We start from the raw sequence: 17,366 nt of genomic DNA, 5'->3' as shown, positions 1-17,366 counted from the left end.
GCGAGAATACCTTGACCAGGGCCTGTTCTACAAATGCCGGAGAATACCTTGCTTTCATCTTGCGCCTCTACCTCTGGGGGAAATTTAGAGGCGACAACTAGTCTGACACCGGGGGGTGCCGTGTTCGACTCACGGGAGGCCTACCAATAAATAAAGGACTTAGGTTAAGAAACCTAAGTCCTTTTTATTTTCCGATGGGCGCATCAGCACACATCCGGCTCCAGCATATCTTCGAGCTCGGCCGAATGAACCCCTGGTGGGCAAGGCTGGGGGGCTAAGGCAGCCTGCCCATGACAAAGGTCGCTATCGGCGCCACATCCACTTCGATATCGACATACCCGCGCGCGCGCAGCAGCGCCGCAAGCTCCGTCGGCTCCGTGACCTCGCCTCCGCTGCGCAGCGTGCGCAGCGACGACATCACCGCCAAGAACGGATCATCCGGACTGGTGTAAAGCGCAGCCACCAGCCAGCTTCCACTGCGCGACGCGGCCGTGATCCGGTCGATTGCCTGTTCCAGGACAGCACGCTTCATGAACATGGTGGGCAGCCAGGCCAGCGTGTAGCGCGGACCCGGCGCCAATTCGGTGACATCGAGGTGGTGCAGCCCGATGCGCGAGGCGTGCGCACTGGCGGCCACGTTCTCGGCGGCCAGGCGCAGGGCGGGCTCCCAGATGTCGATGGCGTCGATATGGAGATCACGGCAGGTCTCCGCGGCCCGCAGTGCGACGCCGCCGACCCCGGTGCCGACGTCGAGAAAGACGCCCCATAGTGCTTCGCGCAAGGAAGGCCGTGTCCCGGCGAGGCGCAGGATACGGTCGAATGCGTTGCTGGAGGCGCGTCCCATCGCCTGCAGATGGCCGGGATCCGCAACCTGCCATGAGGCCGTGCGCGCGGGATCCCTGAACAGTTCGCCGCTCTCCACGAACGCCATCTCGATCTCGATGAGCAGCGGCGCGATCGCCGCGTCGTCGAGGTCCATGGCCGCGTTTCCCAACGCCAGGCGCAGTCCCGCCCTGATCTGGTCGTCGACGGCGCCATCGACAAGTTTGCCCGAGCGTAGCTTGAGCGCTGCACCGATGACCGCCAGCATCCGCGCGGCGCGGCTTAGTTCATGGATGCGATCGGAAATTGCTTCTGACACGTTGATACTCCTTGGATGAGGTGGGGGCCGCCCGGCAGGGCGACGCACCCGCGCGATGCCGGCTGGATGTCGGCCATTGGCCGATCGTGCTCACAGGCCGTCGGCGTTCGATTGGAAGGGGCGAAAGACAGGGCTTCACACTGAGATACGCCGCCAGGCCGTGGCCGGATGCGCCATGCGGCGTCATTGCGGTAGACGCGCGCCGCTTGACCACGCCGCCCGCCAGCCAGTAGCGCGATCAATGATCACGAATGGATCGCGGCGCGAGGTCGCGTGTCGTGCGAGCTTATCTTCCGCTTGCGTTTCAGTCGGCGCCGCTCACGAAGCAGCTATTGCCCCAGCCGTAACACTCCATTGCGCCCGGGGACGATTATCGTCCCTGTCCCCGAGCACTACACTACCTACGCTTCGTGCCGGTAAGGCCCGAGCCCCAGCGCCGCCCTGTTCGATCCTTGTAACTGGCGCATGGCGTAGTCCCGTCTTCGCGCGAACTTCACGAGCGAAGCCCATCCCCTGATGCATACGATAACGATCTTCAGTAAAGGAACCCCATCATGCAAGAATCTACCAAGCCGAAATCCAGTGTGCTGGCCTCGGGCGGCGGCGCAACGCTCCTGGATCCCGCCGACACCCTGGTGCTGCTGCTCGATCATCAATCCGGTCTCTTCCAGACGGTGAAGGATATCGCGGTTGCCGACCTGCGGCGCAATGTCGAGATGATCGCAAGACTATGTACCTTGTTGAAAATCCCGGTGATTACCACGGCGTCGGAGCCCGCCGGCTCCAACGGTCCATTGATGCCTGAAATCCATGAGTTCGCGCCACATGCCGTCTACGTTCCACGCAAAGGCGAAGTCAACGCATGGGACAACGACGATTTCGTGGCGCAGGTGCGCGAAACCGGCCGCAAGACCCTCGTGATGGCTGGCGTCTGGACCAGTGTCTGCGTGATGTTTCCCGCTCTTGATGCGTGCGCGGCTGGATACGATGTCTACGCCGTCATCGATGCATCGGGCGATCCGAGCGAGATGGCGTCGCGCGTGTCCCTGGCCCGATTCGTCCAGGGCGGCGTGAAACCGACGACGACCAATGCGCTGCTGTCGGAACTGCACCGCACCTGGGCGCGGCCGGAGGCTGCCGACCTTGCTCGGCTTTATGGTCTCGCCGCGCCAAACTACGTGGCCGTGATGGAAAGCTATCTGCGCGCGCAGCAGGCGGCGAGGGACGCCGCTTAGCGCTTCACATGATGTTCGTTCAATGGCCGTCGGCCCGGGCCGGCGATCATTCGCCGGTCCGGGCCGACGGCCTCGTGCGCGCCGGTCCTGGCCAACTTCCGCGCCCAGGCAACACCATGATCAACATCATTGCCGGTTCCGTAACAGTCAATTGCGTTCGATACCAATTCTCCTGCCTGCGCATGCGAGCGACACTGCAAGCGTCACCTCGCCAAGGTGGCTCCGCCAGCGACGCCTCGTCCACCTGTCAACAAACCTGAACTGGATTGATCATGACCGCTCTTCATTTCCCCCATATGAGTCTTGCGCTCGCTGCCGGCGCCACGCTGCTGGCCGTCAGCCTGATCCACCCCGCCCATGCCGCGGCGCCTGATGCCAAGGCGGCCACGGCGCAACGGTCTTCCGCCACCGTCAGCTATAAGAAAGTCGATATCGACGGCGTCAAGATCTTCTACCGCGAGGCCGGACCGAAGAATGCGCCGGCGATCCTGCTGCTGCATGGCTTCCCGACTTCGTCCCATATGTTCCGCGAGCTGATCCCGAAGCTGGCCGACCGCTACCGCGTGATCGCGCCCGACTACCCCGGCTACGGCCAGAGCGACCAGCCGCCCATGGACCGCTACACCTACAGCTTCGACAACCTGGCCGCGACGATCGACAAGTTCACGACGAAGGTAGGCCTGACGCGCTACGCCATGTACGTGATGGACTATGGCGCGCCGATCGGCTACCGGCTGGCGGCTGCGCATCCCGACCGGATCAGCGCCATCGTGGTCCAGAATGGAAACGCGTATGACGAAGGCCTCGATAATCCGTTCTGGGCGCCAGCCAAGGCGTTCTGGAAGGACAAGAGCGAAGCCAACGCGGCCAAGCTGCGACCGCTGTTCGAAGCCGACGCCACCCGCTGGCAGTATTCCGAGGGCTACCGCGACCCGGCCACCCACGTCAGCCCCGATTCGGCCGTGATCGACCAGGCGGGTATGGACCGCCCGGGTAACAAGGCGATCCAGCTGGAGATGTTCTACAGCTATGGCACCAATCCGCCGCTCTATCCGGGCTGGCAGGCCTACTTCCGCAAGCATCAGCCTCCGATGCTGATCGTCTGGGGCAAGAACGACAAGATATTCCCTGCGGAAGGCGCCGCACCCTACAAGCGCGACCTGCCCAAGGCCGAGGTGCACCTGTTCGATACCGGCCACTTCGCGCTGGAAGAGGATGGCGACCGGATCGCGCACCTGATGCGCGACTTCCTTGGCCGCACCGTCAAGCGCTGAGTCGACAACAGTGCTGTCCGCGGGCGGCGCCGGCATGCCCGCGAACAGCGGTTTATCACCGACGCCCCCGTTTTCCCCCCCTCGCACCCACCAGCATGAACCGCCAAAACTTCATCGCCGCCAGCACCGCCGCCGCTTCCATCCTTTCCACCAGTTCTGCATCCGCCGCGCCGGCCAGTACTAGGCCGGAAGAAATCACCGTCACCAGGCCGGACGGCCTGAATCCACCCGGCATCCGCACGGCCGGCGTCCGCATGGTCCCTGTCCTCGGCGGCAAATACAAGGTCTGGACCAAGCGGATCGGCAGCGGCCCGGTCAAGGTATTGCTGCTGCACGGCGGCCCGGGCTTCTCGCACAACTACCTGGAAGCGATGGAATCGTTCCTGCCGCAGGCCGGCATCGAGATGTATTACTACGACCAGCTCGGCTGCGGCAACTCGGATCGCCCCCATGATCCGGCGCTGTGGACCCTGCCGCGCTATCTCGAGGAACTCGAGGAAGTGCGCGCCGGCCTGGGGCTGGACAAGTTCGTTCTGTATGGCCATTCGTGGGGCGGCCTGCTTGGCATCGAGTACGCCCTGCATCACCAGCACCGGCTGCGCGGCCTGGTGATCTCGAACATGACGGCCGGCATCCAGTCCGTGCTGCGCAACCTCGACACAATCAAGCGCCAGCTGCCGCCGAAGGTCCTGGCGGAGCTCGAAGCGCTGGAGGCACGCGACGCCTATGATGCGCCGGAATACCAGGCGATCATGATGGAACACCTGTATCCCAAGGCGATCTGCCGCCTCGATCCCTGGCCGGAGGCGGTGTCGCGCGCCTTCGGCCGCGTCAATCCCGCCATCTATCACCGCATGCAGGGCAAGAGCGAATTCGTCATCGACGGCAACCTCAAGGATTGGGAGCGCTGGGACCGCCTGCACGAGATCAAGGTACGCACGCTGGCGCTTGGCGCCCAGTACGACGAGATGCATCCGGACGATGTCAGGAGGATGGCGTCGCTGATGCCGAACGCGCGGGCGGCGATCTGCGAGGAGGGCAGCCACCTGGCGATGTGGGATGCGCAGGCTGCCTATTTTTCACACCTGCTGGGCTTCCTCGGCAAGGTGTGAGCCGCGGCACTTGTCGGGCGGCAGGTCTTGCCCGCATGGCGATCATGCATAATGGCGACCATCGACCACGTCCAGAGAAGGCGCGCATGACCGGCAATGCCAGACCACCGCAGCAGTTCACCGTCAACGATATCGACGTCGGCGTGCGCGTCTTCGAGGCCCTCGCGCAGCACGCCAGGTCGGCCCAGGGCGCGCCGATCGTCTACCAGGACTTGCTGGCCCTGGCGCGTTCCCTGCACCCGAAGGACGTGGCGCTGGGACGGGCGGTCCCGCTCGGCATCGGCATGAAGCTGCTGTTCGTCGACGCCTTCTGCGCCGCCCATGCCTGTCCCAGGCTGAGCTGCCTCGCCGTCAATCCGGCGACCATGCGGCCCGGCCCCGCCTACAGCGGCGATTGGGACGCCGATAGGCATGCCGTTGCCGCCTTCGACTGGTCGGCCGCCGATGCCCGGCTGTCCGCATTCGCCGACCTGCAGCGCGCCGCCGTGCCGGCGCGCCTGAAGCCGCGCAAGGAACGTCCTGCCGACGTGTCCTGGTATGCCTATTTCTGTTCGCACCGCAAGGAATGCGAGTGGATCGGCCAGGAAGACAAGCAGGAGATCATCAACCTGATCATGGCGGGCCTGGATCCCGAGACCGCCCTCAAGCGGGCCAGGGCTGCCAGGAACGAGGCGGCCGAAGCGACCGGCGCCGCCGAAGCGACCGACGCGAAGTAAGGCGGGCCTGTCGAACGGCGTACGCTCGTGCCGCCTTATTGGGCCACGGGTTTCGCTGTTTCTTTCGCCACCCCGTCGGCTTCTTCGCGCGCCCGTTTCGCCACCGCCTGGGCCGACAGCGGTGTCTCCACCGACGGCTCTTCGTCATGTTCCGCCGGTGGCAGCGCATCGCCATGCGGCTTGATCAGGTCGAGCCGCACCGCATAGCGCACGCCATTGCGAAATGCATTGGCCGCGATTTGTCCCGCGTCGTTGATGGCGCGCGGATCACGGATGTCCCAGCCCAGCGCCGGATTGATCAGCGCGTTCAGGCTCTGCATCCGCTTGCCGCGCCAGATGAAGCCGGACAGGTGGTTGCTGTTGCCGACGATATGCCCGCGGTAGTTGATGCCGGTGCCTTCGCTCGAGCGTTCGGCGCTCGGCGGGCGGCCGTCGATGTCGACCAGGTGCCCGCGGCTGTACAGGAACGCCACCCGGTTGCGAAAGCCTTCCGGCACCGAGCTGTAGCCGGTGGCCTGGCCGCGGTCGTTGATCGCCAGCGCGCCGTCGGGCGATGAGCCGAAGTCGCCCAGGTCGCGCAGCGCGCCCCTGGTCCAGATGAAGGAGCGCAGCGGCTGGTCGGGGAACGTCAGCGGGCCGGATGCGCCGGCGATCTGGTTCTTGTTGTTGAGCCTTGCGGCAAAGGTGATGGGCGGCGCGTCCGGATAGTCGTTCGGCAGGTCGCCAAGGGCGGTGAGGGCGCCGTTCGGTGTGAGCAGGAAGCTGGTGGTGCCGTCAGTGGCTGGCGCATCGGCGGCGAAGGCGGCAATGTAGCCGGCATTGTTGATGTCGCGCCAGGTGGTGATCCTGCCGCCGATCGTGCCGATGTCGCGCAGCGTCGCGCAATCGTAGACGAATCCGCGCTGCTGGCCGCCGCCGGTGGTCCATTGGCCCAGCACCTGGCCCTTGTCGTTGATGGCGACGGCGACGCTGTCCGTACCCCCCAGCGTGCCGAGGTCAACCAGTCCCTTGCCGCGATTGAGGAAGGCGTGACTGGCCGTCGGCGAAAAGCGGTAGTAGCCGAACACCACGCCGGCGTTGTTGATGTCGGCTGCGGTGCTGTCGGCCGGCCCGACCACCGTGACCCTGTACTCGGGGTAAGCTGCGGCGGCGGCCGCGCCGGCCAGGGCGAACGACATCAGGACGAGGGGAAGACGATGACGCATGTGCATGACGATCTCCTTGGGTTGACGAGCAGGTGGGACACTTATTGTGCAACCGGCCGCGCCACCTCGCGTTCCTGGGCCTGCGCCTCGGCCTTGGCCAGCGCCGCCTCCAGCGCCGGCGATGCCGGGAAGGTCGGCATGTCGGCCTCGGCATCCGGGGCCAGCGCCGGCGCCGGCTCGACATGCGGCCGGACCAGGTCCAGCCGCACCGTGTAGCGCACGCCGCCGCGCGTCGCGATGGCGGCGATCTGGCCGGCGTCGTTGATCGCCACGGGGTGGGTGATGTCCCAGCCTGAAGCCGGATTGATCAGCGCGTTGAGGCTTTCCATGCGCTTGCCACGCCAGATGAAGCCCGACAGGTGGTCGCTGGCGCCGACGATGTGGCCGCGGTTGTTGATGCCATGGCCCGCGCTGAGCTTGTACTCGGTAACGGGACGGGTATCGATGCTGACCATGCGCCCGTGGCTGTACAGGAAGGCGGCGCTGTCGCGCGGCCCGGCGGGCAGGTAGGCCTGGCCGGTGATCTGGCCGTGGTCGTTGACCGCGTTTCCCGTGTTGGGCGTGGAACCCAGGTCGCCCAGGTCGCGGATCACGCCGCGGCTCCAGGCGAAGGCGCGGTATCCCGGTTCCGGCGCGTTGGAGCGCCCGGACCGGCCGGTGACCTGGTTGCGGTTGTTGAGCGCGGCGGGAACGGTCTCGGGCTCGCCGCTGCCGTCCCACGGGATCGCACCCAGTGCGATGAAGGCGCCATTCGGCGTGCGCAGGTAGCCGCGCGTTTCCTGGTTGGCCGGGTCGCGGCCGGCCGCGGTGATGTAGCCGGCATTGTTGATGTCGGTATAGCGCGTGTGGCTGCCGGGAATCGCGCCGATGTCGCGCGCCTTGCCGCAGGAATAGATGACACCACGCTGCACCCCATCGGCGCTGCGCCAGTTGCCAACTACTTCGCCCCGGTCGTTGATGCCCGTGGCGGCGCTCTCCATGCCTGTCAGGGCGCCCAGGTCGACCAGGCCCTTGCCGCGGTTGAGGAAGGCGCGCCGCAGGTTGGCGCCGACCGGATAGTCGCCGACCACCACGCCGGCGTTGTTGATGCCGTAGACCCAGCTGTTGGCCGGGCCGACCACCGTCACCCGGTATTCGGGGTAGGCGAGGGCGTTGCCTGCCACCGCGAACGACAGCATGACCAGCGACAAGCGATGCACGTGCATGACGAACTCCTGGTGGATGGGATTGGCGGCGCGGCAGGCGCCGCGCCATTCATTGCGCGACCGCCTGCACACGTTCGCGTTCCTCGGCGTCGGTGTCGGCGTCGGCGTCGGCCTCGGCCCGCGCCAGCGCCGCCACCTGCGGCGGCGTCATGGCGGCCGGCTCGGCTGCCCCGTCGGCGTCCAGTACCGGCGCCGCGAGGCCGTGCGGCCGGATCAGGTCGAGCCGGATCGCATACTGCACGCCGCCCCGGACGGCGGTGGCGGCGATCTGGCCGGCGTCGTTGATGGCCTGCGCCCCCGCGATGTTCCAGCCCGGTCGCGGGTCGACCAGCGTGTTCAGGCTCTGCATCTTGCGGCCGCGCCAGACGAAGCCTTGCAGGGTGTCGCTGTAGCCGACGACATGGCCATGGTTGTTGATGCCGACCCCTTCGCTGTACTTGAGGTCGGCGCCGCCCAGGTCATCGATGCTCACCAGGCGCCCGTTGCTGTACAAATAGGCCACGCGGTCGTGCGGGCCGCCGGTATCGACCGCGGCGAAGCCCGTGGCCTGGCCGCGGTCATTGATCGCGTTGGCGCTGTTGGGTGTCAGGCCCAGGTCGCCCAGGTCGCGCAGCTTGCCTCTGGTCCAGATGACGGCGCGGTAGGGTTGTTCCGGGAATACCAGCGGCCCCGATTTGCCGGCGACCTGGTTGCGGTTGTTGAGGGCGAACACGTCGGTGATGGGATGCTCGACCGGCAGGTGGCCGATATTCCGGTAGCTGCCGTTCGGCGCGCGCAGGTAGCCGCTCGGGTCGCTGTCGGTGTAGCCGGTGGCGATGGTGTAGCCGGCGTTGTTGATGTCGCGATAGATGGAACCGCCGCCGATCACGCCGATATCGCGCTGCCTGCCGCGCGAATAGATGAAGCCGCGGATGCGGCCGTCGCGAGCGACCCAGTTGCCGAGCACCTCGCCCCTGTCGTTGACGGCCACCGCACCGCTCGACGCGCCCAGCGCGCCCAGCCTGACCAGGCCCTTGCCGCGGTTGATGAAGCCATGGATGGTGCCGCCGACCGGATAGGCGCCGACCACGGCGCCGGCCTGGTTGATGTCGGCGGCGTTGCTGCCGGCCGGGCCAACGATCGTCACCCGGTATTCGGGGTAGGCCGGGGCGGCGGCGGCCAGCCCGGTCGCGCAGGCGAACAGGACCAAGGCTAAACAATTTCTCATCGACATAGTGATCTCCTTGATGAACCGGGGCTTGCGCTGAAGGACGCGGCCCGTCGATCAAGTTACGCCGTCGTTCTGCACCGCGTTTGGCGCCGCGCAAACGAAAGCGGGTAGACACCGGCGGCGCATGCCGAATCGGTCAACACGCGCCCGGAATGGATTGGTGAGAGGAATGTGAGCAGGCGGGACGCCGCCATCGTTTGCGTCGCGTAATGCCGGTGCCGGCCGGCGTCAATGCGGGTCGTCGCCGATATCGACGCCGATAGTCACCCATTTGCGGATGCTGCCATCCACGTTCAGCAGCGGGGCCGTCCGCAGCCGGGCGCGGCGCCAGCCGCCATTCGCCGCGCGCATCCGGCAGCGGGTTTCGAGGATGCCCCTGCGCGCCAGCGCTGCCTGCCACTCCTGCAGCGCGGCTTCGCGCTCGTCGGGATGGACGGCGTCGAGCCAGGCGGGATCCGGCTGCGCGCCATCGCTTTCCCAGACCTGTCCGGCCAGCCCGTCGAGCAGGCTGCGCAGGCGCGCCTCGCTGTCGTGCAGCGCATTCTCGGCGCAGCGCCAGCTGGTGATGTCGAAGAAGGTCATCACGGCGCCCTCGATCCGGTCGGTCGTGGTGCGGTAGGGGTGGACGCGCACGATGTAGGCCCGTCCGTCGGCGGTGCGCACCTCGCGTTCCATGGGCTGCAAGGTGTCGAACACGCAGGCCGCCTCGTCGGCCAGCTGCGGACGATCGAGGCGGTTGGTGATGTGCCGCAGCGGGCGCCCGACGTCGCCCGGCCGCACATTGAAGAAGTCGGCGATGCGCGGCGTGAAGCGCAGGATGCGCATCGCGCGGTCGAGGAAAATGGTGGCCGCGCCGGACGAGGAGACCAGGTTGCGCAGGTCGTCGTGAGCGCGGTCGGCTTCTTCGGCGCGGCGCTGCAGCGCCTGGTTATCGAGCGCCAAAGCCAGGTTGCGGCTGTACAGTTCTTCGCGCTCGCCCTCGAGCTCGGTGATCGCGCGGTGCAGCTGCCCGACCAGGGTGTGCATCTCTTCGCCCTCGGTCCGCAGCCCGTCGCTCGACAGTTCCGCCTGCTCGATCGTGTCGAGCAGTTGCCGGCGCGTGTTGCGCAGTTCCAGCTCCAGCTGGCCCAGCAGCATGCTGTCATGCGCGGTGACGGCGGCCGAGGGCGCGGGCGGGCTGTCATTGGTCTCCAGGAACTGGACCAGCATCAAGCGGGCGGCCGCATGCCGGTCATGGAAGGGCAGCACCATCATGTCGACCACCTGGACCTTGCCGCCGTGCTCGAAGCGCACCGGCCCGGTCACGCTGCGCAGGCCGCTGTTGCGCGCCTGGTACAGCGCCGCGCGCAAAGCAAGCCGCAGCGGGGGCAGGACCAGCGCGGCCAGTTCGCGCGTGGGTTCGCCGCCGGCCTGGCGCAGGAAGCGCGTGGCGCCTTCCGAGACGTGGACGATGCCGCCGTCGGTATCGAGCAGGACGCTGGGAATGGCCAGTTCGGCGACTTTTTGCAGGTGGATATCGCCATACGAGAACGGTCGCGTCCGTCCAGCGCCCGGCGCCGGGGCGGGAACAGCCTGCAGCATCGACGGCGAGCGGTCCCGCGCAGCGCTGGCCGGCACGCCTTCGCCTGCGCCTGCGACGGCGGCCGGCGCCGGGCCGCACCGGACCGGGAAGGCGCGGTCGCGCAGCGCAAGCAGCTTGCGCGGCATGTCGGCGGCGGCCAGGACGAAACCGGCCACGCCCGCATCGATGGCGGCGCGCGGCATGCTGTCGAACTCGGCATCGGCCGGCGTCTGCACCAGGGTGGCGCCGCCGGCGTCCCGGATGCTGGCCAGGCCGGCAGTACCGTCCGACCCCATGCCGGACAGGACTATGCCAATGGCATGCTCCCGCTGCGCCAGCGCCAGGCTGCGCAGAAACATGTCGATCGCTATCGGCGGGCTGGCGCCGCCAACGGGGTCCGCCAGCACGAGCTGGCCGTCGCGCATGGTCATGCCGCGGCCGGGCGGGATGACGTAGATTGTTCCCGGCGCGATGTGGGTCGTGTGCGTGACCTGCGCCACCGGCATGGGGGTGGCGCGTTGCAGCACCCGGTCTGCAGCGCTGTGCTCGTTCGGCGCCAGATGGAGGACCACCACGAGCGCCATGCCCGGATCGGCAGGCATGGCTTGCAGCAAGGAATTTAATGCGCGAAAGCCGCCGGCCGAGGCGCCGATACCGACGACCGGAAACGGGACGGGCACGCTTGCTGCGCAAGTAATTTCGGGCGCCAAGGCCAGCTCCTGTCGACGCTCGTCCGGGAGCGCGAGCGAATAAAACAATAGTCTACTGTCGGCGGCGCAGTGTGAACGCACGGTAGGCTCGCACGTGTAAGCAAATGTCAAATCCGTTGCCACCGACACAAAATCTTAATTCTATTTTCACATTTCGTCCACATCTGTGTTCTATTCGTCTAGACTCGCAGTCAATCCAACGATTGAGTCAACGATGTCCGATACCGCTTTCATGACGAGTGTCATGCCAACCGAGCCCGACGTCGTCCCGAGCAACCTGCCTTTCCCCGTGATCGGCATCGGCGCTTCCGCCGGCGGCCTGCCGGCCCTCCAGAAGCTGTTCGAAGGCATGCCTGTGTCGCACGAGATGGCGTTCGTCGTCGTCCTCCACCTGTCGCCCAAGCATCCGAGCGCGGCCGACGCCATCCTGCAGCGCACCACGCGCCTGCCGGTGGTCCAGGTCACCTCGCGCGTCAAGATCGAGCCCGGCCACGTCTATGTGATCGCGCCCAATGTGCACCTGACCATGTCGGACGGCATGCTGATCGTCGAGGCACTGCAGCGTCCGCGCGGCCAGCACGTGGCGATCGACCTGTTCTTCCGCACGCTGGCCCAGGTGCACCGCGAACGCGCCATCGCGGTGGTGCTCTCCGGCACCGGCACCGACGGCGCCGTCGGCATCAGCCGGATCAAGGAGCAGGGCGGCGTGACCATCGTGCAATCGCCGGCCGACGCCGAGCACGAGGGCATGCCCAGCGCCGCGATCCGCACCGGCGCGGCCGACTTCATCCTGCCGGTCGCTGATATTCCGCAAAAGCTGATCGACCTGTGGGACAACGCCAAGCGCATCCAGCTGCCGATTCCCGGCAATCTCGAGGCGGTGAACGAACACGCGCCGTTACCGCCCGAGCAGGAAGCCGAGAACGAGGCCGCCCTGCAAGAGGTGATCGGCTCGCTGCTGATGCGCACCGGCCACGATTTCCGCCATTACAAGCGCGCCACCGTGCTGCGCCGGATCGAGCGCCGGATGCAGGTCAAGCAGTCGCCGACGCTGCCGGCCTACCGCGACCTGCTGCTCCACGACGCCACGGAGAACAAGGCCTTGCTCGACGATATGCTGATTGGCGTCACCAATTTCTTCCGCGACCGCGAAGCATTCGAGTCGCTCGAGCGCGACATCATGCCCGAGCTGTTCAAGGACCGCGGCGTCGGCGACGAGGTGCGGGCCTGGGTCGCGGCCTGCGCCACCGGCGAGGAAGCCTATTCGCTGGCGATGCTGATGGCCGAGCAGGCGGCCCTGATGGAAAAAGCGCCGGCCTTCCAGGTGTTCGCATCCGACATCGATGAAGAAGCGATCCACACCGCGCGCAGCGGCAATTATCCGAGTTCGATCATCACCGACGTGGCGCCGACGCGCTTGCGCCAGTATTTCAAGCGCGAAGACGAGCGCTACCAGATTCGCAAGACCTTGCGCGACCGCATCCTGTTTGCCTCGCACAACCTGCTGCGCGATCCGCCGTTCTCGCGCCTCGACCTGATCTCGTGCCGCAACCTGCTGATCTACCTGAACCGCGACATGCAGGTGCGTGTGTTGCAGACCTTCCATTTCGCGCTCAGGGCCGGCGGCTACCTGTTCCTGGGCTCGTCCGAGTCGGCCGAGTCGGTGGCCGAGTATTTCATTCCGGTCGATAAGAAGAACCGCATCTACCGCGCCCGTACCGACGGGCGCCAGGCGCATCACGACAATCCGTCGTCGGCCCTTTATGGCGTGCGCCTGCCCGAGATCAGCCGGCCCAAGCCGCCCGGCAAGCGCACCGCCACCTATGCCGAGATGCACCACCGCGCGCTGGCGCGGTTTGCGCCGCCTTCGGTGGTGGTCGACCGCGAGGGCAACCTAGTGCACGTCGCCGAACAGGCCGGCAGATACCTGCGGATGGCCGCCGGCGAACCGTCGCGCAGCCTGCTGGCGCTGGTGCTGCCCGAATTGCGCATGGAGCTGCGCTCGGCCATGTACCAGGTGGCGCAGAACGGCGGCAGCGTCGCCTGCCAGCCGGTCGACCTGAGCGAAGACCCGTCGCTGGGGACGGTCGCCGCGACGGTGCGCGCCTTCCGCGACGAAGAGGCCGAGGCCGACTACCTGCTGGTGCTGTTCAAGCGCGTGGAAGAGGCGGACGGCGCGGTGGTGGCGCCGCGCCCGAGCGGCGGCCATGACGTGGTGCTGTCGCAGCTCGAGGCCGAGCTGCAGCGCAAGCGCGAGCAGCTGCAAGAGACGATCGAGTATTCCGAGATCTCGACCGAAGAGCTGCGCGCCTCCAACGAAGAATTGCAGGCCATCAATGAAGAGCTGCGCTCGGCCACCGAAGAACTGGAAACCAGCAAGGAAGAGCTGCAGTCGGTCAATGAAGAGCTGGTGACGGTCAATTACGAGCTCAAGGTCAAGGTCGAGGAGACCGGCAAGGCCAATGACGACCTGAACAACCTGATCGCGTCGACCGACATCGCCACCATCTTCGTCGACAGCGGCCTGCGCATCAAGCGCTTCACGCCGCGCGCGGCCGACCTGTTCTCGATCATCGCGACCGATGTCGGCCGCTCGCTGCTCGACCTGACCCACAAGCTCGACTACGACCAGCTGGCGGAAGACGTCAGCGCCACCTTCGAGACCTTGCGCCCGGTCGAGCGCGAGGTACGCAGCCACGATGGACGCTATTACATCGTGCGCCTGCTGCCCTACCGTACCAACGAAGACCGCATCGAAGGCGCGGTGATGATCTACTTCGACATCACGGCGCGCCGCCAGGCCGAGGAGCAGGCGCGCGCCAGCGAGGCGCGCATGCGGATGGTGGCCGAAAGCGCCAGGGACTACGCCATCGTCACGCTCGATGAGGAAGGGCGCGTCACCAGCTGGAACAAGGGCGCCGAAACACTGTTCGGCTATACCGCTGACGAGATGCACGGCCGTACGCTCGAGCCGCTGTTCCTGCCCGACGACGTGGCGGCCGGCGTGCCGCAGGACGAACTGCGCCGCGCCCTCGAGGACGGCCGGGCCGAGGACGAGCGCTGGCACCTGCGCAAGGACGGCAGCCGCTTCTATTGCAGCGGCGTCACCACCCCCCTTCGCAATGGCGACTTTTATGGCTACGCAAAGATCGCGCGCGACGAAACCGAGCGCGAGCGACAGGGCAAGGAACGTGAACAGGCCCTGAACCACGAGCAGTCGGTGCGCTGCGACGCCGAAAGCGCGGCGGCGCTCAAGGACGAATTCCTGGCGGTGATGTCGCATGAGCTGCGCCATCCGCTGAACATGATCCACATTAACGTCGAGCTGCTCTCGCGCATGCCCGAACTGCGCCAGTCGCAGAAATTCATGCGCGCCGCATCGATCATCCGCAGCTCGGTCATGAGCCAGGCCAAGATCATCGACGACCTGATGGACATGTCGCGGGTGCGCACCGGAAAACTGACGCTGACCATGGCACCGGTCGTGCTCGATGTGCTGCTGCAAGACCTGGTCGAGGCGGCGCGCAACGATCCGGCGGCCGGCGGTATCGAGATCGTCTTTTCCGGTGGCGCCGATGGCTTGCCGGTGCTGGCCGACGTGGTGCGCATCGAACAGGTGGTGATGAACCTGCTCAGCAACGCCATCAAGTTCACCCCGAGCGGCGGACACATCGACGTCCACCTGGCGCACGAGGGCGAATCGGTGCGGATCGACGTGCGCGACTCGGGCCAGGGCATTGCGCCATCCTTCCTGCCGCACGTATTCGATATGTATGGCCAGAGCATGGCCGTGACCACGCGCTCCAAGGGCGGCCTGGGCATCGGGCTGGCGCTGGTGCGCGAGATCGTGGCCCTGCATGGCGGCCGCGTCGAGGCCAGCTCGGAAGGCGAGGGCAAGGGTGCATGCTTCTCGGTGTGGCTGCCGCTGTTCGACAACAAGGCCCTGCCAGGCGGCGGCGGCGATGGTGGCGCGGACGACCTGTGCGGCTTGCGCATCCTGGTGGTCGACGACATGGAAGACATGCTGATGGTGTTCAAGTCGCTGCTCGAGATGAGCGGCGCCATCGTGTTCGAGGCCACCAGCGCCAAGGCCGGGCTGGCCATCCTCGAGCAGCACGACGTCGATCTCTTGATCTCGGATATCTCCATGCCCGAGATCGACGGCTACGAATTCCTGCGCATGGTTCGCGCCGTGCCGAAGCTCGCGCACCTGCCGGCGATCGCGATCACCGGCATGCGGCGCGATGCCGATATCGCGCGCGCGCGGGCGGCGGGCTTCTCGGCCCACCTGGGCAAGCCGATGTCGGTCGAGCGCCTCAATGCGGTCGTGCATGACCTGATGCCGCGCAAGAAATAGCGCGTCGTGTGCCGTCCACGCGCCGGCGCTTGCGCCGGGCGCTGGCCGCTCAGGCGCCGGCCAGTTCGCTGGCCAGTTCGTCGAACTTGACCGGCTTGACCAGGTGGGCGTCGAAGCCCGCCTGCAGCGCATCCCTGCGGTCGCTCGGCTGGCTATAGCCGGTCAGGGCGATCAGGCGCATCGGCCGCGTGGCGGCATCGGCGCGCAGGCGCGCCGCGACCTGGTAGCCGTCCAGGCCGGGCAGGCCGATGTCCAGGATCGCCACCTCGGGCCTGGCCTCGTGCGCAAGCGCCAGGCCGTCGATGCCGTTGTCCGCTTCCAGCACGCGGTAGCCTGACGCCGCCAGGTGCGCCGCCAGCATGCGGCGCGCATCCTCGTTGTCCTCGACCAGCAGCACCGTGGCGGGCGCGGCCCGTGTCGCGCCGGTCGGCGCCGCCGCGATGGCCGGCGCCGGGTCCGCGCCGTGTTGCAGCAGCGGCAGGCGCAGGATGAACGTGCTGCCATGGCCGACGCCGGCGCTCTCGGCATCGATCGTTCCTCCGTGCAGCGTGACCAGGCTGCGCACCAGCGACAGGCCGATCCCCAGCCCCCTTTGGCGCGGTCGAGCGACACCTGGCCTTGCACGAAGATGTCGAACAGGCGCGGCATGAGCTCGGGCGCGATGCCGACGCCGTCGTCACGCACCGTCAGCAGCGCCACGCCCGCCCTGGCCTCGAGCGCGATGTCGATCGCGCCGCCCGGCGGCGTGTACTTGAGCGCGTTGGTGACCAGGTTGCTCACCACCTGCTCGATGCGGGTACGGTCGGCACGCACCCAGGCCGGCGCGAGGCGGGTCGTCAGCGCATGGTCGACGCGGCCGGCCACGCGCAGCGCGGCGACCGTCGCCTCGACCACCTTGGACAGCTCGACCGGCTCCATCTCGATCTTGACCTTGCCGCGCGCCAAACGCGCCAGGTCGAGCAGGTCGTCGACGATGCGCGTCAGGTGGCGGCTCTGGCGCAGCAGGATGTCCTGGGCCTGGCTTTTCAGCGCCGGTGCCGGATTGTCCATGCGCAGCAGCTGGACCGCGCCGACGATGCCGCTCAGCGGATTGCGCAGCTCATGGCTGAGCATGGCGAGGAAATCGTCGCGGATGCGCACCTGCTGCTCGGCCAGCGCGCGCGCCTCCTGTTCGCGCTGCAGCAGGGCCGAGCGTTCGCTTTCGGCCTCGGCCAGCTTGTGGCCGGCTTCGCCGATGCAGCGTTGCAGGTGGTCGAATTCGGCGATGCCGGTGCGCGGCTGCAGCGGCAGCTTGCCGTGGCCGAGGGCGGTCGCGCTTGCGGCCGCGCTATCGGTCGCATTCACCAGGCGCCGTCCGAACAGCGCGGCGGCGCCGGCCGCCACCAGCAGGGCAGCCAGCATGCCGCACGCCACCAGCATGACGGCGCGCTGCGCGGTGCCGTCGATCTCGGCGGCCGGCACGCTGACGGTGACGATCCAGCCCGACCGCGGCGAGCGGGTGAAGGCATGGTAGCTGTCCACGCCCCTGCGCGTGTCGAAGCGCACCAGGCCATGCTGGCGGCCGGCGGTGGCCTGCATCAGGCGCGGGTTGGCGGCGCTGCCCAGCCGCGCCGGTTCGCCCGCGTGCGATGACATGGCCT

The 17,366-nt window shown here is 67.2% G+C and carries 11 protein-coding genes and 1 pseudogene; 5 read left to right on the top strand and 7 right to left on the bottom strand.

The genetic code is table 11. The features are described 5' to 3' along the window. Positions 1-274: 274 nt before the first annotated feature. A complete protein-coding gene (locus tag AC56KW_RS19270; RefSeq protein ID WP_497172283.1) occupies positions 275-1,141 on the bottom strand; it encodes an SAM-dependent methyltransferase in 867 nt (288 codons plus the stop codon). Positions 1,142-1,695: 554 nt separating this feature from the next. Between AC56KW_RS19270 and AC56KW_RS19265 the strand changes: the two genes are divergently transcribed. The 4 genes from AC56KW_RS19265 to AC56KW_RS19250 all read left to right on the top strand — a co-directional run bounded on the left by AC56KW_RS19265 (position 1,696) and on the right by AC56KW_RS19250 (position 5,478). After that, positions 1,696-2,376, top strand: a complete 681-nt coding sequence (locus AC56KW_RS19265; protein WP_497172282.1) for an isochorismatase family protein — start codon at positions 1,696-1,698, stop codon at positions 2,374-2,376. A 272-nt stretch (positions 2,377-2,648) separates the two neighbouring features. Then, complete coding sequence (locus AC56KW_RS19260) at positions 2,649-3,650, top strand: alpha/beta fold hydrolase (RefSeq protein ID WP_497172281.1); 1,002 nt, start codon at positions 2,649-2,651, stop codon at positions 3,648-3,650. A gap of 95 nt (positions 3,651-3,745) precedes the next feature. Next, positions 3,746-4,762 (top strand): proline iminopeptidase-family hydrolase, encoded by a 1,017-nt coding sequence (locus tag AC56KW_RS19255; RefSeq protein ID WP_497172280.1) that lies wholly within the window; start codon positions 3,746-3,748, stop codon positions 4,760-4,762. Between the two features lie 35 nt (positions 4,763-4,797). Continuing rightward, complete coding sequence (locus tag AC56KW_RS19250; RefSeq protein ID WP_497172279.1) at positions 4,798-5,478, top strand: hypothetical protein; 681 nt, start codon at positions 4,798-4,800, stop codon at positions 5,476-5,478. A gap of 35 nt (positions 5,479-5,513) precedes the next feature. Here AC56KW_RS19250 and AC56KW_RS19245 read toward each other — a convergent pair whose 3' ends face one another. From AC56KW_RS19245 to AC56KW_RS19230, 4 genes are all read right to left on the bottom strand, one after another. Continuing rightward, entirely contained in the window at positions 5,514-6,689 is a 1,176-nt protein-coding gene (locus AC56KW_RS19245; RefSeq protein WP_497172278.1) for an HAF repeat-containing protein, read from the bottom strand. A 35-nt stretch (positions 6,690-6,724) separates the two neighbouring features. Then, the gene (locus AC56KW_RS19240) at positions 6,725-7,888 is read right to left on the bottom strand and encodes an HAF repeat-containing protein (RefSeq protein ID WP_497172277.1); all 1,164 of its coding nucleotides are present in this window, start codon (positions 7,886-7,888) and stop codon (positions 6,725-6,727) included. A 49-nt stretch (positions 7,889-7,937) separates the two neighbouring features. Continuing rightward, the gene (locus tag AC56KW_RS19235; protein WP_497172276.1) at positions 7,938-9,095 is read right to left on the bottom strand and encodes an HAF repeat-containing protein; all 1,158 of its coding nucleotides are present in this window, start codon (positions 9,093-9,095) and stop codon (positions 7,938-7,940) included. A gap of 231 nt (positions 9,096-9,326) precedes the next feature. Beyond that, positions 9,327-11,339, bottom strand: a complete 2,013-nt coding sequence (locus AC56KW_RS19230; RefSeq protein ID WP_497172275.1) for a chemotaxis protein CheB — start codon at positions 11,337-11,339, stop codon at positions 9,327-9,329. A 274-nt stretch (positions 11,340-11,613) separates the two neighbouring features. On the opposite strand from AC56KW_RS19230, the gene AC56KW_RS19225 reads away from it, so the two are divergent. Beyond that, the gene (locus AC56KW_RS19225) at positions 11,614-15,726 is read left to right on the top strand and encodes a CheR family methyltransferase (RefSeq protein WP_497172274.1); all 4,113 of its coding nucleotides are present in this window, start codon (positions 11,614-11,616) and stop codon (positions 15,724-15,726) included. Between the two features lie 49 nt (positions 15,727-15,775). Here the strand turns inward: AC56KW_RS19225 and AC56KW_RS19220 are convergent, their stop codons facing one another. Continuing rightward, positions 15,776-16,291, bottom strand: a complete 516-nt coding sequence (locus AC56KW_RS19220) for a response regulator (protein ID WP_497172273.1) — start codon at positions 16,289-16,291, stop codon at positions 15,776-15,778. 59 nt (positions 16,292-16,350) lie between these two features. Beyond that, positions 16,351-17,127 (bottom strand): annotated as a pseudogene (locus tag AC56KW_RS19215) (sensor histidine kinase); the annotation flags it as partial. Positions 17,128-17,366 lie beyond the last annotated feature (239 nt).

It is taken from the genome of Telluria sp. RT2P19, from assembly GCF_059685725.1.
Note: the sequence above shows the minus strand (reverse complement) of the source record. Positions and strands in the feature narration are given on the sequence as shown.